This is a genomic window from Microbacterium sp. SORGH_AS_0428 (genome assembly GCF_031453615.1).
In the GTDB taxonomy this organism is placed as follows: Bacteria; Actinomycetota; Actinomycetes; order Actinomycetales; family Microbacteriaceae; genus Microbacterium.
The window spans coordinates 946,107-967,076 of sequence record NZ_JAVIZT010000001.1 but is presented as its reverse complement, the minus strand read 5'-3'; the positions used below and the strand labels follow the sequence as shown (position 1 = coordinate 967,076).

Here is a 20,970-nt window from a genome sequence, read left to right as displayed (position 1 = left end):
CACGCCACGTAGGATGAGGCCCGTGTCGAGACGGGCTCTGTTGTGGATCGCTTTCCTCGTCGTCCATATCGGGGTCTCCGTTCTCGGATGGGTCATGCCCAACGAACCCATGGGCGACGTCTATCGGGTGTACGAGCCGTGGTCGGGCGCGTACCTGAACGGTGGGTGGTGGCCGCAGACCGACACGGCGACGGGCCAGGAGGTCAGCGCCTACTACGGCTTCGTCGGACTGACCGACGCCTGGGTCTACCCGCAGCTCGCGATGCTGCCGATGCTCGCCACGTGGCTGTTCGCCTGGGCGGTGTCGTACACGCCTGCGTGGGCGATCATGGTCGGCCTCGTCGATGCCGCCGCGTTCGCCGTCCTCGTGGGGCGCGGACGCTCCCGCGGACGTGTCACGGCGGCCTGGTTCTGGCTCGCGTTCATCGCGCTGATGGGCCCGGTCGCGCTCTACCGACTGGATGCGGTGACGGTGCCGCTGGGCATCATGGGAGCGCTGTGGCTGGTCGGCCGTCCGTGGCTCGGCGCCGGTCTTCTCGCCGTGGCCACGTGGATCAAGGTGTGGCCGGCGGCCCTCCTGGCGGCCGCGGTCATCGCCGTCCGTCGACGTCTCGCCGTGATCGGCGCGGCCGCCGCCGTCAGCGGCGTGACGCTCGGCGCCGTCCTGCTGCTGGGCGGTGCGGCCTACGCCTTCGGGTTCGTCAGCGACCAGACCGGTCGAGGACTGCAGGTGGAATCGCCCGTCAGCACCTTCTACCTGTGGGACGCGATGCTCGGCGGCCCCTCGCAGATCTTCTACGACCCCGATCTTCTGACGTTCGAGGTGTCGGGCCCCGCCGTCAACCCGGTGATCGCCGTGATGACGCCTCTGCTGGCCGTCGGCGTGCTGGGCATCGCGGCGCTGGGTGCGTACAAGATGTGGCGCGGCGCTCACTTCAGCGCCGTCTTCCCCACGCTCTCGCTCGCACTCGTCGCCGCCTTCATCGCGCTGAACAAGGTCGGCTCGCCCCAGTACATGGTGTGGCTGAGCGTGCCGCTGGTGATCGCCCTGGTCCTGGACCGCAGGCGCTGGTACGGTCCCGCCGTCCTCGTGCTCGCGATCGCCGGTGCGACGCAGATCATCTATCCGATGGTCTACTTCGATCTGCTGGTGGCGCTGCCGTTCCCGGTCGTGGTCATCACGGTCCGCAACATCCTGCTCGTCGTGATCGCCGCGTGGACGGTGGTCAAGCTCGCTCGGGTGCGCACACGCTCGAGCTTCACCCGCACGCCCCGCGTGCTCACCGCCTGACGAAAGGCCCGCGATGCTCGTCGCTTTCTCCGTCGCTCCCAGCGGCACCGGCCGTGCGGACGGATCCGTCCACGACGCGGTCGCAGCGGCCGTGAAGGTCGTGCGCGAATCGGGACTCCCGCACCGCACCAGCTCGATGTTCACCGAGATCGAGGGGGAGTGGGACGAGGTGTTCACCGTGGTGAAGGCGGCCACCGACGCGGTGCTGCCGTTCGGTTCGCGTGTGTCGCTGGTGCTGAAAGCCGACATCCGCCCCGGGTACACGGGTGAGCTGGACGGCAAGATCGAGCGCCTCGAGCGGGCGATCGGGAATGCGGCCGCCGGCGACGCCGCTTCGGCCTGACGATCCGGCGAGCGAAACGATTCGGCGGCCCCGGTCCGCATGACTAACATGTTCCGGTGACCTCTTCGACCCAGACGAAGGGGGCGGCGATGTGGGCGCTCCTCTCTCTCGCCATCGGCAGTTTCGGCATCGGCATGACCGAGTTCACGGTCATGGGCCTGCTGCCCGACATCGCGGGCGCGCTTCTGCCGAACCAGGCGGCGGCGGACCCGGATGCGGCCATCGCCCAGGCCGGCTGGCTGATCAGCCTCTACGCACTCGGCGTCGTCGTCGGTGCGCCGACGATCGCCGGACTCGTCGCGAGGTTCCCGCGCCACCGCGTCATGGTGGTCCTCGCGCTGGCGCTGACTGTGTTCAACGCCCTCACCGTGATCGCGCCGAACTTCGAGCTGGTCGCGGTGTCGCGCTTTCTGGCGGGGCTCCCGCACGGCGCGTACTTCGGCATCGGCGCACTGGTCGCGGCCGACGTGCTCGGGCCGGGCCGGCGTGCGCAGGGTGTGGCGTTCGTGCTGACCGGACTGACCGTCGCGAACGTCGTCGGGGTGCCGGCGGGGACCTACCTCGGACAGCAGTTCGGATGGCGCGTCGCGTTCGGCGTGGTCGCCGCGATCTTCGCGCTCGCCACGATCTGCATCGCCGTCTTCGTGCCGCGCGCGCCGGGACGGCCGGGGCGCACGCTGCGTGCGGAGCTGGGCGTGTTCCGCATCCCGCAGGTCTGGTTCACGCTGGGCATCGGCTCGATCGGCTTCGGCGGCTTCTTCGCGGTCTACAGCTACGTGGCCCCGCTGGTGACGGAGGTGGCCGGCGCGCCGCAGGCGGTCGTGCCGCTCGTGCTCGTCGGAATGGGGCTCGGGATGACGGTCGGCAACCTGCTGGGCGGACACCTCTCCGACGTCAACCTGCGCCGGACGCTGCTGCTCGGCCTCGCGGTGCTGGCGGTGTCGCTGGCCGTTCTCGCCCTGACGGCCGCCTGGATCTGGGCGCTCGCGGTCATGGTGTTCGTCGTGGGTGCCGTCTCGTCGGCGCTGAGCCCCGCCATCCAGACGCGGCTGATGGATGTGGCGGGCGACAACCAGTCGATCGCCGCCGCGCTCAACCACTCCGCGCTCAACATCGGCAACAGCCTAGGTGCCGCCCTCGGCGGTGCCGTGATCGCCGCAGGGTGGGGCTTCGTCGCGCCGCCCTGGGTCGGCGCCGCCCTCGCGGCGGCGGGACTCGCGATCGCCTTCACCGCGTACGGGGTCGAACGCCGCCGGGGCGTCCCGATCGTCTACGCGCACTCCACATCGTCAGCGGGCTGACGGGCGCTGCGGGCGGCCTTACGCGTCGAGCAGTCGGCCCAGGTGGTGGGCGACCGCATCCGTCTCGATGAGGAAACCGTCGTGGCCGTAGTCGCTCGTGATGACGGCCGCCTGGTCGCCGTCGAGCGTGTCGCGGATGCCGTGGGCGATGCGGTGCTGCCCCTCGACCGGGAAGAGACGGTCGCTGTCGATGCCGAGCACGAGGGTGCGCGCGGTGATGCGTCCCAGAGCGTCCTCGACGCCGCCCCGCTCGCGCCCCACGTCGTGCGAGTTCATGGCCTCCACGAGGGTGAGGTAGCTGTTCGCGTCGAACCGGCGCGTGAACTTGTTGCCGTGGAAATCGAGGTAGGACTCCACCGCGAACCGGCCGCCGCGCCCGAGCGGGCTCACCTCGGACTGCCAGGAGCGCTGGAACCGGAGGTTCAGCTCGGTCGGACTCCGATAGTTCAGCAGCGCCATGCGTCGAGCCAGCGCGAGTCCGCGGTGGGGGCCCTCGCCGGCCGGCGCGTCGTAGTAGTCGCCACCGGCGTAGCCCGGGTCGATGCGGATGGCCTCGAGCTGGACTGAGTTCAGGGCGACCTGGTCGGCCGTGGTCAGCGGGGGCGCCGCCAGCACAGCCAGCCGCTCCACGCGCTCGGGGTAGGTCGCCCCCCACTCGAGCGCGTGCATACCGCCCATCGAGCCGCCGACGACGGCGCGCCAGCTGCCGATGCCGAGCTCGTCCGCCAGCAGGGCCTGCGCCGCGATCTGGTCGCGGATCGTCAGGTACGGGAAGCGCGCGCCCCACTCGGTGCCGTCGGGGGCGATGGTGGCGGGACCGGTCGAGCCCTGGCATCCGCCGAGCATGTTGGGGGCGACGACGAACCAGCGGTCCGTGTCGATCGCGGCACCGGGCCCGACGATCTCGTGCCACCATCCGTCGGTGGGGTGGGCCGGCCCCGCGTCGCCACGCACGTGACTGTCGCCGGTCAGAGCGTGCAGGATCAGGATCGCGTTGTCGCCCGCGGGAGAGAGCTCGCCCCAGCTCTCGTAGGCGAGACGCGCGGCGGGCAGGACGGCGCCGTTCTCGGTGCGGAAACCGCGGAAGGCCGCGAACCGCCGGTCGCCGGCCGGGTCGCCGTCGCGCCAGGCACCGCTCGCGGGCGGCCGGCCACGGGCGAGCCGGGCGTCCGCCTCCGTGACGGGCGCGCTCGGCACCGTGTCCTCGGAGGTCTGCCAGTCCATCGCTCCATTCTCCCGGCCTCCTCGCCCTGCCGCGTCCGTGTTACGTCACGACGACGCTTCGCGGACGCACGAACGCCCCGGATGCGGCATCCGGGGCGTTCGTGTCAGGCGGTTCAGGCGCGCGCGGCCTCCGAGGCACGCCGGGCGGCGGCCAGCGCGCTCTCGAGGTCGGCCTTGAGGTCGGCGACGTTCTCGAGGCCGACCGACAGGCGAACGAGGCCCGGGGTCACGCCGGCCGTCAGCTGCTGCTCCGGCGTCAGCTGCGAGTGCGTCGTGGAGGCGGGGTGGATCACGAGCGAGCGCACGTCACCGATGTTGGCGAGGTGGCTGAACAGGGTGAGGTTGTCGACGAAGGCGCGTCCGGCGCCCACACCGCCCTTGAGCTCGAACGAGAGCACCGCGCCGACGCCCTTGGGGGCGTACTGGTTCGCGGCCGCGTACCAGGGCGAGGTCGGAAGACCCGAGTAGTTCACGGAGGCGACGTCGTCCTGGTTCTCGAGCCACTCCGCGATCTCCTGCGCGTTCTGCACGTGGCGCTCGACCCGCAGCGAGAGGGTCTCGATGCCCTGCAGCAGCAGCCACGCGCTGATGGGGGCGATCGCGGCACCGAGGTCGCGCAGCAGCTGCACGCGGGCCTTGGTGACGTAGGCGACGCCGTCGCCGAGCGCGCCCGTGTAGCTGAGGCCGTGGTACGAGGGGTCGGGCTCGGTGAGCTCGGGGAAGCGGTCGACGTGCTGCGACCAGGGGAAGCGGCCGCCGTCGACGATGACGCCGCCGATCGTCGTGCCGTGTCCGCCGAGGAACTTCGTCGCCGAGTGCACGACGATGTCGGCACCGAACTCGAAGGGGCGGATGAGGTACGGGGTCGCGATCGTGTTGTCGACGATCAGGGGAACGCCGGCCTCGTGCGCGATGTCGGAGACGGCGCGGATGTCGAGGACGTTGATCTTGGGGTTTCCGACCGTCTCGGCGAAGAAGAGCTTGGTGTTCGGGCGGACCGCGCGACGCCACTCCTCCGGGTCGTCCTGGTTCTCGACGAACGTCGTCGTGATGCCGAGCTTGGCGAGCGTGTACTTGAAGAGGTTGTACGTGCCGCCGTAGATCGAGCTAGAGGAGACGATGTGGTCGCCGGCTCCGGCGATGTTGAGCACCGCGAACGTCTCGGCCGCCTGACCCGAGGCGACCAGCAACGCCGCCGTGCCTCCCTCGAGCGCCGCGATGCGCTCCTCGACGACGCTCTGCGTGGGGTTGATGATGCGGGTGTAGACGTTGCCCGGCTCGGCGAGCGAGAAGAGGTTCGCGGCGTGATCGGCGTTGTCGAACACGTACGACGTGGTCTGGTAGATCGGCGTCGCGCGCGCCTTGGTGGTGGGATCCGGTGCGGCGCCGGAGTGGATCTGCTTGGTCTCGAAGAGCCAGTTCTCGGGTGCGGACATCACGTGCTCCTAAGTCTGCGGGTGCCGCGGCGGCTGTCGCGAACATGACGAGGCTAGAGGGGCGCGGTGCGGGCGACAACGTCCGAGAAACGCGGGGTAACAAGGGCTCGGCAGCGGCGGTGTAACACCGGGTTCACCGCGAGGGCCTAGCGTGAGTGCATGGCGAACAGACGAGCAGTGGTGACGGGTGCGAGCACGGGGATCGGCGAGGCGAGCGCTCGCCGACTCCGCGCCGACGGATGGGAGGTCGTCGCGGTCGCGCGTCGCGCCGAGCGGCTGGCGGTTCTGGAGGCCGAGACCGGCGCCGTGGCGTACGCCGCCGATCTGACGGTCGAGGCCGACGTCCAGGCGCTCGCCGACTGGCTCGCCGCATCCGGTCCGGTGCACGCTCTCGTGCAGGTCGCGGGCGGCGCGCGCGGTGTCGACGACGTCGCCGACGGCGACCCGGACGACTGGCGATGGATGTACGAGGCCAACGTGGTCTCGACCCAGCGTCTGGTCGCGCTGCTGCTGCCGCAGCTGCGGCGGGCCGCCGCATCCGACGGCCACGCCGACACGCTCTTCGTGACCTCCACCGCCGCCCAGGTCGCCTATCAGGGCGGCGGCGGGTACAACGCCGCGAAGGCCGCGGAGAGCATGCTGGTCAAGGCGCTGCGGCTGGAGCTCAACGGCGAGCCCATCCGCGTGAGCGAGGTGGCTCCGGGGATGGTCTACACGGAGGAGTTCTCGCTGAACCGGCTCGGCGGTGACAAGGATGCGGCGGAGGCCGTCTACCGCGGCGTCGAGAACCCTCTCACTCCCGACGACGTCGCGGACGTCATCGCGTACGCGCTGAACGCCCCCGGTCACGTGAACCTCGACCTCGTGACGGTGCGGCCCGTCGCGCAGTCCGCGCAGCACCTCGTCGCCCGCGAGCCTCTGCGCGTACGCGAGGCCTGAGCGCGTGGGCGCGGCGAGCGCACCGGCACTCGTTGTTGACGCGCTGACCGCGAGGCCCCGTCGTCGCGAGCTCCGTCGGTTCTGGCGCGCATTCGTGGGGGAGCATCCCGGGGTGCATCCTCCGCGCTCCCGCCCCCGCGTCGTGCTCCTGCTCTGCGGGGCCGGCCTGAGCGGCCTCGCCGCGCTCATCGCCGTTCTCGGGACGGTGTCGCTGCTGACCCGCAGACAAGGGGCGACGCCCGTCGAGGTGATCGGCGCGATGGCGGCCGCGGTGCTGTTCGCCCTCGCACTGATCGCGCTGGGACGCGCCGCTGTGCGAACCGGACGACGTCGGATGTGGCCTCGTCAGCACTGGGCGCTCGCCCGCTTCGCGGCCGACAACGGCTTCACCTATCACCCGGGCCCGTTCCCCGCTGACCTGCCGACCCGGAGCTATCGCGGGCGGCTGCTTCAGACGCGCGCGCTGCGGTGGATGACGCCGGACGGATGTCGCATCGAGTGGTCGGATTTCGTGCAGGAGTGGGGCACGAGCGCGTACCGCACCACCCAGTTCGGCGGGTGGATCCGCATCCGTCTCGACCGTCCACTGCCGCGCATCGTGCTCCCGTCGGCGAACAGCGACGCGCGCGCCCTGGCTGCGGGATCGCAGCCTGCACCGGGCGTGCCGTCCGAGGAGGACGGTCTCTCGTTCAGCTCCGCCCTCCTCGCGGGGCTGAAGGGGTGGGACGTCGAGGTCATCGACGATCAGTTGCTTCTGACCCGCTCGCGCGATGTCGTGACGACGGACCCGACGGAGTGGTCGGAGATCCTGCGCACCACGACCCTCGTCATCGACGGGATCGAACAGACGGAGAGTCGCCGCGACGCCGGTTGATCCTCGGGCTCAGCGCGCGGTCGTGCCTCCGGAGACAGCGGCGTGCGCCGTGGCCTCCGTGTCTGTGTCGGCGAACGCCACCTTGGGCACCACGAGAAGCACCGCAGCAGCGGCGAAACCGCCGGCGGCGCACACGATCCACACCGTGATGTAGCCGCCGAGGGACGCCGCTGTCGAACTCGCGACCGCCCCCACGCCGACCGCGAGCACGACGCCGAACACGGCGGAGGCGAAGGTGCCGCCGATCGTCTTGGTCGTGTTGGTGAGCGCGGAGGCGATGCCGGTCTGGCCGCGCGGGGCGGCGGCCGCCGCGGCGGCGGGCAGTGCGGCCACGAGGGCACCCGACCCGAGACCCGCGATCGACAGGTTCATGAGAACCTGCCACAGCTCGCGATGCAGCGGCAGGAACAGCAGGTAGCCGATGCCCACGAGCAGAGCCGCCCCGATGAGCACGACGCGCGGGCTCGCCCGCCGCGAGGTGATCGAGAAGATGACCGCGCCGACGATCAGGGAGACGAGGTACACGCCGATCACGTTGGAGCGGCCGGTCGCGTCCAGGCCAAGTCCGTACCCGAGCGAGGAGTCGGTGCCGGCGTAAGTCGACAGGGGGCCTTGCGCGCCGAGCAGGCTGATGCCCACCAGGGCCGCCGTTGCCTGCACGGGCCACATCTCGGGCCTGCGCAGGACGCGGATGTCGACGGCGGGGTCCTCCTGGCGGAGCTCGAATCGCACGAACCACACGAAGGCGACGAGACCGGCCGCAAGCAGCAGCCACGTCCAGACGAAGCCGGGGCCGTTGATGCGGAGGAAGGTGAGCGCCCCGGTGACGAGCAGGAGCGCGAGCGCGAGGATGACGAAGCCTCCCGCATCCAGCCGGCGCCCTGCAACGGGCTCGGACTCGGGGACACCCAGCCAGATGACCACGCCGATGAGGGTCACGGCGATCGCCGGCAGCATGAGGGTCAGGGGAAGGTTCTCGGCGGTCGCGGCGAACAGCCGCCCCGCCGCCAGCGCTCCCATGATGGCGCCGGCCTGGAGGCCGACGACGAGAAGACCTGCCGCGCGGCGGGTGGCGGAGACGCCGCGGCCCTGCCGGCGGCCGCGCTCGAAGATCAGCGCGATCTCCAGCGGCAGCCAGACGACGTAGAAGCCCTGCAGCGCCCACGCGATGAGAAAGCTCCAGAAGGAACCGGCGAACGCGATCCACCACGTCGCCCCGGCCGTGAGGACCGTGGCGATCAGCAGGATGCGCTTGTGCCCGTACATGTCGCCGAGCTTGGCCATCACCGGGACGACCAGGGCCGACAGCAGCAGCTGCGCGGCCTCGAACCAGTTCACGTCGGCGTCGTGGACGCCCAGGTGCACGACGATGTCGCTGAACAGGGGCACGTAATAGCCCTGCAGGATGCCGCTGACGATCTCGACGAGGATGAACCAGCCGATCAGGCCCGCCGTGATGCCGAGCGCCGATCGACCGGGCGCACGGGTGCCGGTCATGGCGAAACGCTACACCGCCCCGCGCTCTAGGCTGGGACCGTGACGAACGAGGAGAGCGCCGTGGCGCCCGAACGCGAAACTCTGACCTGGGACCTGTTCGGCGAAGCGAGCCGTGACATCGCCCGCGACGTGATCGCCGCCGACTTCGTGCCCGAGGTCGTCGTCGCCATCGCCCGCGGCGGGTTGCTGCCGGCGGGAGCGATCGCGTACGGACTCGGTGTGAAGAACTGCGGCGCGATCAACGTCGAGTTCTACACCGGCATCGGCACGGTGCTCGACGCTCCGGAGCTGCTTCCCCCTGAGCTCGACATGACCTACCTCAACGGGCGTCGCGTGCTTCTCGTCGACGACGTCGCCGACAGCGGTCGCACACTCGATCTCGCGGTGCGCCTGCTCGTCGAGCGGGGGGCGGATGTGCGCTCCGCCGTGATCTACACGAAGCCGACGACGATCATCCAGCCGGACTTCAGCTGGAAGAACACCGATCTGTGGATCGACTTCCCCTGGTCATGGCAGGGCTCGGTCCTGGAAGAGGACCAGGGTCTTCCCGGCTCCGCCTGACGCATGGCCAGGACGCTGCCCGAGCTCGCCGCGGCGGGCCTCATGGATGCAGGGTGGGCCGAGGCGCTCGCCCCGGTCGCCGACGACATCGCCGCGCTGGGGGAGCGCCTGCGCCGCGAGACGGCCGCGGGGCGTGCCTACCTGCCCGCGGGAGACCGTGTCCTGCGCGCCTTCCAGCGGCCGCTCGCCGATGTCAAGGTGCTCATCGTCGGGCAGGATCCCTATCCGACGCCCGGTCACCCGATCGGTCTCTCGTTCGCCGTTGACGCGCACGTGCGGCCCATCCCGCGCAGTCTCGCGAACATCTATCGCGAGCTGAACGACGACCTGGGCATCTCGCCGGCCGTCCACGGTGATCTCTCCGCGTGGAGCGAGCAGGGCGTGATGCTGCTGAACCGGGTCCTGACCGTGGCGCCGGGCTCGCCCGCGTCCCACCGCGGATGGGGGTGGGAGAAGGTCACCGAGCACGCGATCCGCGTCCTCGCCGGACGAGGCGGCCCGCTCGTCGCGGTGCTGTGGGGCAGGGATGCGGCGAGCCTCACGCCGATTCTCGGCGAGGTGCCGAGCATCCAGTCCCCGCATCCGTCGCCGCTGTCCGCGAGCAGGGGGTTCTTCGGATCCCGCCCGTTCTCCCGCGTCAATGAGCTGCTGATCGCGCAGGGCGGCACGGGCATCGATTGGCGGCTTCCCGCGTAGGCTGGGCGCCATGCTCGAAGAGGAATACCAGCGCCGTCGGCGGCTTCCGCGACACCTGCGTCGCCAGGCTCCGCCCGAGCGCGGCTTCGAGTTCCGCATCCGCGATGCGGCGACCGCGGACATCCCCGACATCCGCGAGATCTACAACTACTACGTCACCAACTCGGTCGTCACCTTCGATGAGAAGAAGTGGTCGCTGACGAAGTGGCGGGAGAAGTTCGATCACCTTCGCAAGCTCGAGCTGCCCTTCCTGGTGGCGGAGAGTCCGTCGGGGCAGATCCTCGGATACGCGCTCGCACAGCCCTGGGCGGGCAAATCCGCTTACCGCTACACGGTGGAGGACTCGATCTACCTCGGACAGGCGGCTTCGGGCAAGGGCCTGGGGACGGCTCTGCTGGCGGCGCTCATCGAGGCCTGCGAGGACAAGGGCATCCGCGAGCTCGTCGCGGTCATCAGCGACAAGGGCGCCGAGGGTTCGATCCGTCTCCACGAGAAGCTCGGCTTCACCGAGGTCGGCCGCATGGGCCGCGTCGGGTTCAAGTTCGGGCGTTGGCTCGGAACGGTCTATCTGCAGAAGTCGCTCAAGCCCAAGAAGAAGCGCGGTCTGTTCTCGCGCTGACGCGCTCAGGCCTCGGGGAGCGTGGGGACGGCGGCCAGCAGTCGCTGCGTGTACTCGGCGCTCGGATGCCGCAGCACACGCGAGGTCGGCCCCTCCTCGACCATCCGGCCGTCCTTCAGCACGATCACGCGGTCGCAGAGTGCCTGCACGACGCCGATGTCGTGCGAGACCATCATGAGGCTGAGTCCGTCACGCGTGCGCAGCCGGTCGATCAGGCCGATGATCTGCGCGCGCACCGTCACGTCGAGCGCCGAGAGCGGCTCGTCACCCACCAGCAGGCGCGGCCGGTGCACGAGGGCGCGGGCGAGAGCGATCCGCTGGCGCTGTCCACCCGAGAACTCGTGCGGATAGCGCCCGGCGGCGTCGGCGGGAAGGTCCACATCCGCGAGCACCTCGGCCACGCGCGCCTCGCGGTCGCCCGGGATACCCAGGGCCCACAGCGGCTCTGCCACGATGCGGCCCACCCGCATCCGCGGATCGAGCGACGCGTACGGGTCCTGGAAGACGATGCCGGTCTGGCGCCTGAGCCAGTGCAGCCGCCGCGCGGAAGCGGTCGGGTCGACCTCCCGGCCCTCGAAGCGCACCGTGCCGGTGGTGGGGATGTCGAGCGCGAGAAGCAGGCGGATGAGCGTCGACTTGCCCGACCCCGACTCGCCGATGATGCCCAGCGACTCGCCCTCGTGCACATCGATGTCGACCCCGTCGAGCGCATGCGTCATCGCCCGCGGCGCGAGATGCGCGGTGCGCGGCGCCCGGTAGGTGCGCGAGAGGCCGCGACCGGAGAGCAGGGCGGTCATCGCTCCTCCTTCTGGTCGGGCCGCCACAGCGTCGCCCGTGCATCCCGGAGCAGCCCCTGCGCCGTCGCCGAGCGCGGCGCGGTGAGCAGCGTCGCCACCGGACCCTGCTCGACGATGCGGCCGCTCTCCATCACGACGGCGTGCGTCGCGATCTGCGCGAGTACCGCCAGGTCGTGCGTGATGAACACGAGCGACATCCCCGCATCCGCGACGAGTGCGCCCAGCAGGTCGAGGATCTCCGCCTGGATCGTCACGTCGAGCGCGGTCGTCGGCTCGTCGGCGATGAGCAGCCCCGGATCCATCGCGAGGGCCATCGCGATCGCGACGCGTTGACGCTGGCCCCCCGACAGCTGATGCGGATAGCGGTCGATGATGCGCTCCGGCTCGGGAAGCCCCACGCGCCGCGCGCCGGCGACGGCGACCTCTCGTCGTGCTGCGCGTCCCAGCCGGCGGTGGATGCGCGGCGCCTCCGCGATTTGGCGGCCGACCGTGCGGATCGGGTTCAGGGCGGTCTGCGGCTCCTGGAACACGATGCCCACCTCGTCGCCGCGGATGCGGGCAAGGTCGCGCTCGGCGGCGCCGATCACCTCGCGGTCGTTCAGCCGGATGCTGCCGCTTGCCGTGGCGCCCTCGGGCAGCAGTCCGAGGATCGCGAGCGCGGTGAGCGACTTGCCCGATCCGGACTCGCCGATGATCCCGAGCCGCTCGCCGTCGGCCACCCGGAAGCTGAGCCCGTCGACGACGCGAACTCCGTCGATGTCGATGACGAGGTCGGTCACCTCGAGGCTCATGCGACGACCTCCGGCAGGTGGGTGCGTGCCCGGCGTGCCGAGCCGTTCCGGGTGCGAAGAGTCGGGTCCGTGGCGTCGCGGAGTCCGTCGCCCAGCAGGTTGAACCCGAGCACGGTGGCCGTGATGGCGAGCCCGGGCCACAGGACCGACAGCGGGTAGACGGTGAGGTACTGCTGGAGCTGCGACAGCAGCACCCCCCATGACGGATCCGTCACGGGGGCTCCGAAGCCCAAGTAGCTGAGTCCCGCCTCGGCGAGCACCGCGACGGCCATCGACCAGGACAACTGCACGATGAACACCGGGGCCACGTTGGGCAGCAGGTGGCGCGTGAGGTTCTGCCATCCGGACAGCCCCGATGCGCGCGCCGCCAGGACGAAGTCGCTGTGCAGCACACGACGCAGCTCGGGCCGGCTCACCCTGGCGATGTTGACACCGAAACCGATCCCCACGGACCACACGACGACGGCGAGGGAGCCGCCCCACACCGCCGAGATCATCATCGCGATCAGCAGCACCGGGAAGGCGACGAGCATGTCGACGAGGACTGCGACCGACTCCCGCACCCAGCGGTGGGTGAGGGCGCCGAGAGCGGCCAGTGAGAGCCCCACGATCGTCGCGATGACACCCGCGCCGACGGCTACCACGACGGTGGTGCGCGAGCCCGCCATGAGGATGCTCAGGATGTCGCGGCCGGTGGCGTCGGTGCCCAGCAGATGGGCGGGGCTCGGCCCGGCCCAGCGGCCCGCCACATCCGCGGCCTGGGGGTCGTACGGGGTCCAGAACGTCGCGAGGGCGGCGACCGTCAGCAGTGCGAGGACGATGACCACGCCGGTGACACCGGCCGGCTCCGACAGCAACCGGCGCCACCACGGAACGCGCGACCCGCTCATGCCCCCGACTCCCTCTGACGCGGGTCGATCAGACGGTGCACGAGGTCGACGACGAAGCCGACCAGCAGCACGAACGCCGTGAGAGCGAGGAGCTCGCCCTGCACCATGGGCAGGTCGCGCGCCGACACATCACGCACGAGCATCCGTCCGATGCCGGGCAGCGAGAACAGCTGCTCGATGACCACGGCGCCCACGATGATGCCGGCGACCTGCAGCCCCAGCACCGTCACCACCGACAGGCCGACGCCCGGCAACCCGTGCCGGATGAGCGCACGCGTGCGCGTGAGTCCCTGCGAGGCGGCGGTGCGCACGTAGTCCTGTCCCATGGCCTGTAGCGTGGCGCTGCGCACGAATCGCAACAGCATGGCGCCCTCCACGATGCCGATCGTCAACGCCGGCAGCACGAGCGACCGAAGCGCCGCCCCCGGATCGCTCCAACCGTCGCGGGGAAAGCCCTGTGCCGGGAGCACGCCCCACCAGACGGCGAACACGATCACGAGCATCATGCCGGCCCACACGACCGGAACCGCCGCGAGCGTCTGCGCGCCCACGCCGATGACGGTGCCGCCCAGCCGGGAACGCCGCAGCGCGGACACGACACCGAGGGGGCCGGCGAACAGCAGGGCGATGATCAGCGAGAGCGCGCCGAGCGGAAGGGTGATCTGCGCCTTCTGGGCGAGTTCGGCGGCGACCGGGGTTCCGGTCAGCAGCGAGGCGCCGAGATCGCCGCGCAGCACCCCGCCGACCCAGTCGAGGTACTGCGCGGCGAGAGGAGCATCCAGATTCAGCCGATCACGGATGGCGGCGATCTGCTCCGGTGTGGAGTTCGTGCCGCCGATCAGCTGCGCGACGTCGCCCGGCAGGATGCGCAGGGTGAAGAAGATGATCACGCTGGCGACGACCAGCCCCGCGGCGAGCAGGGCCAGTCGCATCAGCGCGTATCGGATCACCCGTTGCTCTTGCCGAGCTCGGTCACGTTGAGCCGCTCGTTGACGTTCACCGAGGGGAAGCCCGACACGTTCGTGCCGACCGCGACGACGCTGGCTCCGTTGTACAGCCAGTCCGCGGCCGCGTCGTCCGAGACGATCCGGGCCGCCTGCGCGAGGAGCTTCGCCGCCTCCTCATCCGTCGTGGCCGCACGCGCCTGCGTGTACAGCTGGGTCACCTGCGGGTTGTCGTAGGTGAAGTAGTACTCCGGGTTCGTCCAGTTGATGAAGTCGCGCGCCTCCGTGTGCAGCACGAAGCTCAGCTCGTAGTCGTGGTTCGTGTACACGTTCGTGAGCCAGGTCGGGAAGTCCACCGAGTCCACTTTGAGGGTGATCCCGACGGCGTTCAGATCCGAGACGAGAAGCTGCGAGATCGTCGGCGGATAGAACGACGGGATGGTGAGCGTCAGCGTCGTGTCGGCGGCACCGGCATCCGCGAGGAGCTTCTTCGCGGCGTCAGGATCGTACGGGGCGACCTCCGAGAGGTCTTCGTAGCCTGGGTCCAGGGACGGGATCGGGCCGTACATCGTCTTGCCCGCGCCCAGCGCCTCCACGAAGGCATCGTGGTCGATCGCCTGGCGGATGGCCTGACGCACGCGCTTGTCCGCGAGCGGGCCCGAGGTCTGGTTGAAGGCGAGGGTGCCCTTGTCGGTGGAGTCGCCGACGACGAGCGAGAAGTCGCCGTTCGCCTCGATCTGCGTCTTCAGGTTCGCGTCGAAGCCCGTCACCACGTCGACCTCGCCTGCCAGCGCGGCGTTGAGCGCGGCCTGGTTGTCGGGGATGTAGTCGAAGACGACCTCCGCCGCCTTGGCGGGCGTGCCCCAATAGGCGGGATTGCGCGCGAATGTGATGTTGTCGCCACGCGTCCAGCGTTCGAGCGTGAAGGGACCGGTGCCGTTGGCTGCCGTCTGGTAGTCGACGCCGTCGCCCTCCTTCAGGATGATGCCCGCGCGCCCGCTGAGGTTCCACAGCAGCTGCGAGTCGGGCTCGGAGAGGGTGAGCGTGATCTTCTGGCCGTCCGCCGTCACCCCGGTGACGTTCGCGAGAGTGGAGGCATCGACCCATCCCGCGTTGTCGCGGTGCTGGGTCAGCGAGAAGACGACATCTTCGGGGGTCAGCGGCTGGCCGTCGTGGAAGGTGACGCCCTCTCGCAGCGTGAACGTGTAGGTCAGCCGGTCGTCCGAGACCGTCCAATCGCTCGCCAGGGCCGGCACGATCTCCTGCTCGGGCGTGCGCGCGACGAGACCCTGGTACAGGTTGTCGATGAGGATCTGATCCAGCGCGGAGCCCGAGGTCTGACGGATGTCGAGGTTCGTGGGCTCGAGCGCGAGCCGGACGACGACGGAGGAGTCCGCATCCGGGGAGCCCGTCGGCGTCGGCGTCGTGGAGGGCGCGCAGGCGGAGAGGGAGAGAACGGCGGCGGCCACGAGCGCTGCGAGGGCGAGGGGCGTTCGGCGGTGCATGGGAGGTCCTTTCCGCGGACGCGGGGGCATGGAGGGAGGACGGGGGTCGGTGCGGTGTACCAGCCTAGATCGCCGTCGCGGCTGCGGGAGTCTGCGTCACGTCACAATTCGACTGCGTCATGCGGCCTCGACGATCCGACTCAGCAGGACCGCGAGGCGGTCCGGGATCTGCTCGTGCACGTTGTGGTGCGCGGGCACGACGATGACGTCGGCATCAGGGCGATGCCTGCGGAACTCGTCCGCATCCGCCTCGGTCACATAACCCGCGTCGCCGCGCACGAGAGTGATCGGCGCGCGCACGGCGGCGAGGTCGTCCCATCCGCTCGCGGCGAGAAGCTCCCGCATGGCATCCGGTGCGAAGGCTCCGGTATCGGATGCGGCGGCCGCCGCCGCGAGGTGGGCGAAATGGTGCTTCCACTCCACGCGTCCATCGGGGCGCACACGCGAGTTCAGGTAGACGCCGCGGGTGGCCGCTTGGCGCGAGCCGCCCAACCCGAACGAGAGCGCCCGATCCACGAGCTCCTCCCGGTCGGCCCAGTCCGTGGGGCCGGCGAAGAACGCGCGCATCTGCGCGGGGCCCGCCGCGGGATCCACTCCGGGAGTGAGGTCGATGAGTACGAGGCTGCGCACCAGGTCGCCCCGCGCCGCTGCCACGGCGGTCGCGGTGAGGGCGCCGAGGGAATGCCCGACGAGCACCTGCGGGGCCTCGGTCCAGGCCTCGAGAGCCGGCACCACGTCCTCGGCGAGCGTGCGCGCGACGTAGCGCGCGTCATCGCGCCAGGAGGAGTCGCCGTGCCCGGCGAGGTCGATCGACAGCGCGGGCAGTCCGAGCGCGAGGATCGTGGTGTCCCAGGTGTGCGCGTTCAGGCCGGCGCCGTGGAGGAAGGTCACGACGGGGGGTTCGTCGCCGTAGCGGAGGGCGGAGAGGGTCCTGCCGTCCGGCAGGGTCAGATCGCGCCGCTCGGTCGCGGGCAACGGCGTCGTGAGTCCGAGGCCCTCGGCCTGGGCGGGCAGGAAGGAGAACTCGTCGAAAGCGTCGTCGGTCACCCCCGAATGCTACGGCGGGCGAGCGGTTGCGGGGCGCCGATGCGTCTCATTGCGCAACCGCCCCGTGCCGGCGCGGGCGTGGGTAGGGTGGGCGGCATGGGTGAGGAGCGGCGCGTGCACCTGTCGAAGGCGGCACCGGAGGTCTATCAGGCGATCGATACGATGGCCAAGCAGGTGGGAGCTCTCGCGGCGGATGCCGGCGTCGAGCCGCGGCTGAAGGAGCTCGTGCAGCTGCACGCCTCGCAGCTCAACGGCTGCGCCTACTGCGTGCGCGTGCACCTCGACCGCGGGATGAAGGCGGGTCTCGACGTCGACACCGTCGCCCAGTTGCCGACCTGGCGCGAGTCGGGCGTCTTCACGGAGCGCGAGCGTGCGGCGCTGGAGCTGACCGAGTCGCTCACCTTCATCCACGAGGAGGGCGTCTCGGACGAGGTCTACGACCGGGTCGGCTCCGTCCTCTCCGAGGCCGAGTACGTCGCGCTGAGCTGGATCGTCATCTCGATCAACGCGTTCAACCGTGTGGCCATCGCCGGACGGTACCCGGTGCCGCCCCGCACCGCGCCGGCACCGTGAGCGAGCCCGGCGGTCTCGTCGCCGGGGCCGTGAACTTCCGCGATGTCGGCGGGCTCCCCGCGGGAGGGAGGGCGACCCGCAGCGGGGTGCTGTTCCGCTCCGGCAACCTCGCCCGCCTGGACGAGAGCACCCGCCGCCGCATCGCCGAGCTCGGCCTGCGGCGCATCGTGGATCTGCGCGACGACGACGAGGTGCGTACCGATCCCAGCTTCCTCGGGCCGGATGCGCCGGAGACCGTGCGTGTGCCGCTGTTCCTCGGATCCGTCGCGTCGTTCTTCGCCGAGGACGTGAGTCTCGCCGAGATGTACGACCGGCTCGTCGACGACGCCGGGCCCGCGTTGGCCGCCGTCGCTCGGGCGGTGGTGGAGGAGCAGCCCGTCCTCGTGCACTGCACGGTGGGCAAGGACCGCACCGGCGTCTCGATCGCGCTGATCCTCGCAGCGGCGGGTGTCGACGAGGACGCCGTGGTCGCCGACTACGCCCGCACCGCCGCATCCTTGCCTGCGGCGAGGAACCGTCAGGTGGTGGCGTGGCTCCGCGCGGCCCACCCCGAGGCCCGCCACGCCGTGGAACTGGCCACGGCGTCACCTGCCCCGGTCATGCGGGCTCTGCTCGGTCGGCTGCGCGCGCAGTACGGCTCGGTCGGCGACTACCTCTCCGCCGCGGGCGTCGGCGATGCCGAGCTCGTCGAGCTTCGCCGCATTCTCATCGCATAGCGATCCAGCCAAGGTGAGGCATACCTTCCTTGGTGGGCGTATACTCGCCTCATCATGCCCGAGAACGACGTCCACAACGCGAACGCGTGCCGTGCGTCCAAGCACGCCCGCGCGCAGCACCTGGTGACCGCAGACGAGTCGTCGCTCGACGACCTGGAGATGCTTCTCGCCACGCTGCCGATGTGTTCGACCGGCCGGGTGTTCGTCGAGGTTCCGGATGCGGCCCACATCGCCGAGATCCGCGTCCCTGCCCGCATGACGATCACGTGGTTGACCCGCGACAGCCGCTCCGGCGCTCCCGGTACCGGACGCTCGTGCGCGCCCGGCGAGGCGCTCAGCCGCGCGGTCGTGGCGTGGGCCGACGAGATGCTGTGCGACGACGACGGATGCGGCACCGCGGTCACCCTGCTGGGCGGCTACCTGGGCACCGCCGACATCTTCGACCACCTGGTCGAGCGTCGCGGCATCGACGCGGCCCGCATCCACACGCCCGCGCGCTTCGGACTCGCGACCGCCTGAGCGCGCCGTTTCCGGCGCGCGCGTCGAGCGCGCGGAACGTGGTGACCCCCTCCGGTCGTCGAGCGAGCCGCAACGCGGTGACCACCCCCGGTCGTTGAGCGAGCGGAGCGAGACGAAACGTCGTGACGGACCCCGGTCGTTGAGCGAGCGGAGCGAGACGAAACGTCGTGACGGACCCCGGTCGTTGAGCGAGCGGAGCGAGACGAAACGTCGTGACGGACCCCGGTCGTTGAGCGAGCGGAGCGAGACGAAACGTCGTGACGGACCCCGGTCGTTGAGCGAGCGGAGCGAGACGAAACGTCGTGACGGACCCCGGTCGTTGAGCGAGCGGAGCGAGACGAAACGTCGTGACGGAACGTTCGTCGCTCATGAATCTGCAGCCTCGCGCCGCGAGCGGGCGCTCCAGCCGATCACGGCATCCAGCCCGCCTTCGGCGAAGGCGCGGCGCTTCGCATGGCTCCAGCCCTGGAGGCGCTTCTCCCAGCCGAACGCCTCGTCGATGCGTGCGAACTCCGCACACCAGAAGAGCCGCACGGGTAGCCTGCGGCGTGTGTACGCGGCGCCCGCACCGCTCTGATGTTGCGCGAGCCGGCGTTCAAGGTCCACCGTGCTGCCGACGTACAACGTGCCGTCGGCGCACTCGAGCATGTACACATGGGGCATGTGCAGACGCTAGGCCCGCGGTCGTGCTCGGATGCTGTTCCCACAGTCCGCAACAGTCATCCACAGCCCGTTGCGGACGTTTCGTCTCCTCGCTGCGCTCGTCGCTCAACGAACGGTTCGTGTTTTGGTCGTTGAGCGAGCGGAGCGAGTCGAAGCGTGGTGTGGGTGTCGTTTCGTGTCCTCGCTGCGCTCGTCGCTCAACGAGTGGTGCGTGTTTTGGTCGTTGAGCGAGCGGAGCGAGTCGAAGCGTGGTGTGGGTGTCGTTTCGTCTCCTCGCTGCGCTCGTCGCTTGACGAACGGTGCGTGTTTTGGTCGTTGAGCGAGCGGAGCGAGTCGAGACGTGGTGTGGGTTCCGTTTCGTGTCCTCGCTGCGCTCGTCGCTTGACGAACGGTGTGCGTTTTGGTCGTTGAGCGAGCGGAGCGAGTCGAAGCGTGGGTTAGCGGGGGATGTAGTTGCCGTCGGCCAGACCGGCCTCGATCTCGAAGCGGTTCTGCAGCGGATCGCGTCCGGCGAGGCTGTAGAGGATTGGCATCAGCATCCCGAACCGGCGCCACTGGCGCTGGTGCACGGACTCGTGCGCGAGCAGCCTGTCGTCGATGCGGCCGTCGCCGGTGAGAAAGCAGTGACCCACGCACACCCCGCCGCGCGGGAACGCCCATGACGGCATCCCGCGGAACACGTACAAGCGGCCGCGCCGTTCGATGCGCCCGCGGCTCCAGAGCGTTCCCCAGATCCATCCGACCGCGCATCCGTAGGCGTAGCCCAGCGCGCTGATCGGCGAGTCCAGCAGGAAGGACGGGATCCACCGTTCCACCTGGCGCGATCGCGCCACGGCGCGGTCGGCGCGCTGCTGCCACCCCGCGGGCGGTCGTGCGGCACTCACGCGAGGGCTCCGACCAGTCGCAGCAGAGTGCCCATGTCATCGCTCGCGGCGGCGGGGGATGCGGGGGCGAATCCCGCGAGCGAGGAGCCGGCCAGCGGCACCGCCTCCCGCAGCGCCTTCAAGGCCGTGACCAGTTCGGCCAGCGAGGCGCCGAAGGGCTCTGAGTCCTTCACGCCGGGCATCTCGGCGGGATCGAGCGCGTCGACGTCGATGTGGACGTGGACCGCGTCGACGCCGAGCCCCTGAACCGTCTGCGCGAGCAGAGCGGGATCCGAGAGCGCTGCCGCACCGATCACGGTGATGTCGTGCGCGTCGATGTACTCCTGTTCGGCCTCGTCGACGGCGCGCGCGGCGACCAGGACGACGTCGGCCGGGGCGACGGCGCCCACGGGTAGCGCAAGATCGGGTGCGCCGTCGCCGAGAACGGCGCGCAGCGCCATCCCGCCGAACGCGTGCGAGCTGGAGGATTCCGGCGTGTGCAGATCAGGGTGCGCGTCGACCCAGACGACCGCGATGCGACCGGCGCGCGCCGAATGCTCGACGGCGGCGACGCCGACGGCGCAGTCGCCGCCGATGGTGAGCGCGCGCTCGTCGGATGCGGCGAGGGCCTCACGCAGATCGTGCTGCACCTGGCGCAGTGCGCTGTAGCGGTGCACGCCGGTGCCGAGCGCTTCGCCGGCTCCGAGCGGAACCGGCACGCTCGTGCACGCCGCGCGCGGCAGATCGCCCGCGATGGCCTCCGCACCGTCCACAAGCTGCATCGCGCGTGCGGAGGGTGAGCCCTGCCACACGGGCGTGATGAGGAACCGTGTCATCTCGACTCCCGGATGGGGGAGGGGCCGCGCCGCACGCGGCCCCTC

23 protein-coding genes are annotated in these 20,970 nt (G+C 70.6%); 11 read left to right on the top strand and 12 right to left on the bottom strand.

Features of this window, described 5'->3' with window-relative positions:
- Positions 1-22 precede the first annotated feature (22 nt).
- From QE374_RS04735 to QE374_RS04725, 3 genes are all read left to right on the top strand, one after another.
- Positions 23-1,291, top strand: a complete 1,269-nt coding sequence (locus QE374_RS04735; protein ID WP_309732613.1) for a hypothetical protein — start codon at positions 23-25, stop codon at positions 1,289-1,291.
- Positions 1,292-1,304: 13 nt separating this feature from the next.
- Positions 1,305-1,634: a thiamine-binding protein gene (locus tag QE374_RS04730; protein ID WP_309732612.1), complete on the top strand. Its 330-nt coding sequence runs from the start codon at positions 1,305-1,307 to the stop codon at positions 1,632-1,634.
- Between the two features lie 89 nt (positions 1,635-1,723).
- A complete protein-coding gene (locus tag QE374_RS04725) occupies positions 1,724-2,935 on the top strand; it encodes an MFS transporter (RefSeq protein ID WP_309736619.1) in 1,212 nt (403 codons plus the stop codon).
- Between the two features lie 18 nt (positions 2,936-2,953).
- Here the strand turns inward: QE374_RS04725 and QE374_RS04720 are convergent, their stop codons facing one another.
- Positions 2,954-4,159 (bottom strand): homoserine O-acetyltransferase, encoded by a 1,206-nt coding sequence (locus tag QE374_RS04720; RefSeq protein WP_309732610.1) that lies wholly within the window; start codon positions 4,157-4,159, stop codon positions 2,954-2,956.
- Between the two features lie 113 nt (positions 4,160-4,272).
- Positions 4,273-5,595, bottom strand: coding sequence for a bifunctional o-acetylhomoserine/o-acetylserine sulfhydrylase (locus tag QE374_RS04715; protein ID WP_309732609.1), 1,323 nt, complete (start codon positions 5,593-5,595; stop codon positions 4,273-4,275).
- A gap of 159 nt (positions 5,596-5,754) precedes the next feature.
- Between QE374_RS04715 and QE374_RS04710 the strand changes: the two genes are divergently transcribed.
- A complete protein-coding gene (locus QE374_RS04710; protein WP_309732607.1) occupies positions 5,755-6,534 on the top strand; it encodes an SDR family oxidoreductase in 780 nt (259 codons plus the stop codon).
- A 112-nt stretch (positions 6,535-6,646) separates the two neighbouring features.
- Positions 6,647-7,408, top strand: coding sequence for a hypothetical protein (locus tag QE374_RS04705; protein ID WP_309732606.1), 762 nt, complete (start codon positions 6,647-6,649; stop codon positions 7,406-7,408).
- 9 nt (positions 7,409-7,417) lie between these two features.
- Here QE374_RS04705 and QE374_RS04700 read toward each other — a convergent pair whose 3' ends face one another.
- Complete coding sequence (locus tag QE374_RS04700) at positions 7,418-8,905, bottom strand: MFS transporter (RefSeq protein WP_309732605.1); 1,488 nt, start codon at positions 8,903-8,905, stop codon at positions 7,418-7,420.
- 60 nt (positions 8,906-8,965) lie between these two features.
- Between QE374_RS04700 and QE374_RS04695 the strand changes: the two genes are divergently transcribed.
- Genes QE374_RS04695 through QE374_RS04685 form a run of 3 tightly spaced genes read left to right on the top strand, consistent with a single transcriptional unit; the run spans position 8,966 to position 10,781 of the window.
- The gene (locus QE374_RS04695) at positions 8,966-9,466 is read left to right on the top strand and encodes a phosphoribosyltransferase (protein ID WP_309736617.1); all 501 of its coding nucleotides are present in this window, start codon (positions 8,966-8,968) and stop codon (positions 9,464-9,466) included.
- 3 nt (positions 9,467-9,469) lie between these two features.
- Positions 9,470-10,162: a uracil-DNA glycosylase gene (locus tag QE374_RS04690; RefSeq protein ID WP_309732603.1), complete on the top strand. Its 693-nt coding sequence runs from the start codon at positions 9,470-9,472 to the stop codon at positions 10,160-10,162.
- Between the two features lie 10 nt (positions 10,163-10,172).
- Complete coding sequence (locus tag QE374_RS04685) at positions 10,173-10,781, top strand: N-acetyltransferase family protein (protein WP_309732601.1); 609 nt, start codon at positions 10,173-10,175, stop codon at positions 10,779-10,781.
- A 5-nt stretch (positions 10,782-10,786) separates the two neighbouring features.
- On the opposite strand, the gene QE374_RS04680 is transcribed toward QE374_RS04685, so the two are convergent.
- From QE374_RS04680 to QE374_RS04655, 6 genes are all read right to left on the bottom strand, one after another.
- Positions 10,787-11,578, bottom strand: coding sequence for an ABC transporter ATP-binding protein (locus QE374_RS04680; RefSeq protein WP_309732599.1), 792 nt, complete (start codon positions 11,576-11,578; stop codon positions 10,787-10,789).
- Positions 11,575-12,369: an ABC transporter ATP-binding protein gene (locus tag QE374_RS04675; RefSeq protein WP_309732597.1), complete on the bottom strand. Its 795-nt coding sequence runs from the start codon at positions 12,367-12,369 to the stop codon at positions 11,575-11,577. Before QE374_RS04675 ends, QE374_RS04680 begins: the two co-directional genes overlap by 4 nt.
- Positions 12,366-13,259, bottom strand: coding sequence for an ABC transporter permease (locus tag QE374_RS04670; RefSeq protein WP_309732596.1), 894 nt, complete (start codon positions 13,257-13,259; stop codon positions 12,366-12,368). Before QE374_RS04670 ends, QE374_RS04675 begins: the two co-directional genes overlap by 4 nt.
- Positions 13,256-14,209 (bottom strand): ABC transporter permease, encoded by a 954-nt coding sequence (locus QE374_RS04665; protein WP_309732594.1) that lies wholly within the window; start codon positions 14,207-14,209, stop codon positions 13,256-13,258. Before QE374_RS04665 ends, QE374_RS04670 begins: the two co-directional genes overlap by 4 nt.
- Positions 14,206-15,708, bottom strand: a complete 1,503-nt coding sequence (locus QE374_RS04660) for an ABC transporter substrate-binding protein (protein ID WP_309732593.1) — start codon at positions 15,706-15,708, stop codon at positions 14,206-14,208. The genes QE374_RS04665 and QE374_RS04660 overlap by 4 nt, the downstream gene beginning before the upstream one ends.
- A gap of 117 nt (positions 15,709-15,825) precedes the next feature.
- Positions 15,826-16,755, bottom strand: coding sequence for an alpha/beta hydrolase (locus QE374_RS04655; RefSeq protein ID WP_309732591.1), 930 nt, complete (start codon positions 16,753-16,755; stop codon positions 15,826-15,828).
- A gap of 96 nt (positions 16,756-16,851) precedes the next feature.
- Between QE374_RS04655 and QE374_RS04650 the strand changes: the two genes are divergently transcribed.
- The 3 genes from QE374_RS04650 to QE374_RS04640 are packed head-to-tail and all read left to right on the top strand — an operon-like array spanning position 16,852 to position 18,563.
- A complete protein-coding gene (locus tag QE374_RS04650; RefSeq protein ID WP_309732590.1) occupies positions 16,852-17,328 on the top strand; it encodes a carboxymuconolactone decarboxylase family protein in 477 nt (158 codons plus the stop codon).
- Positions 17,325-18,044 carry a tyrosine-protein phosphatase gene (locus QE374_RS04645; RefSeq protein ID WP_309732588.1) on the top strand — a complete coding sequence of 240 codons (720 nt, stop codon included), beginning with the start codon at positions 17,325-17,327 and terminating at the stop codon, positions 18,042-18,044. The genes QE374_RS04650 and QE374_RS04645 overlap by 4 nt, the downstream gene beginning before the upstream one ends.
- 54 nt (positions 18,045-18,098) lie before the next feature.
- Positions 18,099-18,563, top strand: a complete 465-nt coding sequence (locus tag QE374_RS04640) for an SIP domain-containing protein (protein WP_309732586.1) — start codon at positions 18,099-18,101, stop codon at positions 18,561-18,563.
- 366 nt (positions 18,564-18,929) lie between these two features.
- Here the strand turns inward: QE374_RS04640 and QE374_RS04635 are convergent, their stop codons facing one another.
- The 3 genes from QE374_RS04635 to QE374_RS04625 form a co-directional block, all read right to left on the bottom strand.
- A complete protein-coding gene (locus QE374_RS04635; protein ID WP_309732585.1) occupies positions 18,930-19,226 on the bottom strand; it encodes a GIY-YIG nuclease family protein in 297 nt (98 codons plus the stop codon).
- A gap of 437 nt (positions 19,227-19,663) precedes the next feature.
- Complete coding sequence (locus QE374_RS04630; RefSeq protein ID WP_309732584.1) at positions 19,664-20,110, bottom strand: Fe-S oxidoreductase; 447 nt, start codon at positions 20,108-20,110, stop codon at positions 19,664-19,666.
- Positions 20,107-20,925 (bottom strand): arginase family protein, encoded by an 819-nt coding sequence (locus QE374_RS04625; protein WP_309732583.1) that lies wholly within the window; start codon positions 20,923-20,925, stop codon positions 20,107-20,109. Before QE374_RS04625 ends, QE374_RS04630 begins: the two co-directional genes overlap by 4 nt.
- Positions 20,926-20,970 lie beyond the last annotated feature (45 nt).

What these genes read in the sequence shown, in the direction of transcription:
- QE374_RS04650 (WP_309732590.1), top strand. Translation starts at nt 16,852, where the DNA reads ATGGGTGAGGAGCGGCGCGTGCACCTGTCGAAGGCGGCACCGGAGGTC.
- QE374_RS04670 (WP_309732596.1), bottom strand. Translation starts at nt 13,259, where the DNA reads ATGAGCGGGTCGCGCGTTCCGTGGTGGCGCCGGTTGCTGTCGGAGCCG.
- QE374_RS04700 (WP_309732605.1), bottom strand. Translation starts at nt 8,905, where the DNA reads ATGACCGGCACCCGTGCGCCCGGTCGATCGGCGCTCGGCATCACGGCG.
- QE374_RS04720 (WP_309732610.1), bottom strand. Translation starts at nt 4,159, where the DNA reads ATGGACTGGCAGACCTCCGAGGACACGGTGCCGAGCGCGCCCGTCACG.
- QE374_RS04690 (WP_309732603.1), top strand. Translation starts at nt 9,470, where the DNA reads ATGGCCAGGACGCTGCCCGAGCTCGCCGCGGCGGGCCTCATGGATGCA.
- QE374_RS04710 (WP_309732607.1), top strand. Translation starts at nt 5,755, where the DNA reads ATGGCGAACAGACGAGCAGTGGTGACGGGTGCGAGCACGGGGATCGGC.
- QE374_RS04635 (WP_309732585.1), bottom strand. Translation starts at nt 19,226, where the DNA reads ATGCCCCATGTGTACATGCTCGAGTGCGCCGACGGCACGTTGTACGTC.
- QE374_RS04685 (WP_309732601.1), top strand. Translation starts at nt 10,173, where the DNA reads ATGCTCGAAGAGGAATACCAGCGCCGTCGGCGGCTTCCGCGACACCTG.
- QE374_RS04680 (WP_309732599.1), bottom strand. Translation starts at nt 11,578, where the DNA reads ATGACCGCCCTGCTCTCCGGTCGCGGCCTCTCGCGCACCTACCGGGCG.
- QE374_RS04715 (WP_309732609.1), bottom strand. Translation starts at nt 5,595, where the DNA reads ATGTCCGCACCCGAGAACTGGCTCTTCGAGACCAAGCAGATCCACTCC.
- QE374_RS04730 (WP_309732612.1), top strand. Translation starts at nt 1,305, where the DNA reads ATGCTCGTCGCTTTCTCCGTCGCTCCCAGCGGCACCGGCCGTGCGGAC.
- QE374_RS04640 (WP_309732586.1), top strand. Translation starts at nt 18,099, where the DNA reads ATGCCCGAGAACGACGTCCACAACGCGAACGCGTGCCGTGCGTCCAAG.
- QE374_RS04675 (WP_309732597.1), bottom strand. Translation starts at nt 12,369, where the DNA reads ATGAGCCTCGAGGTGACCGACCTCGTCATCGACATCGACGGAGTTCGC.
- QE374_RS04625 (WP_309732583.1), bottom strand. Translation starts at nt 20,925, where the DNA reads ATGACACGGTTCCTCATCACGCCCGTGTGGCAGGGCTCACCCTCCGCA.
- QE374_RS04660 (WP_309732593.1), bottom strand. Translation starts at nt 15,708, where the DNA reads ATGCACCGCCGAACGCCCCTCGCCCTCGCAGCGCTCGTGGCCGCCGCC.
- QE374_RS04725 (WP_309736619.1), top strand. Translation starts at nt 1,724, where the DNA reads ATGTGGGCGCTCCTCTCTCTCGCCATCGGCAGTTTCGGCATCGGCATG.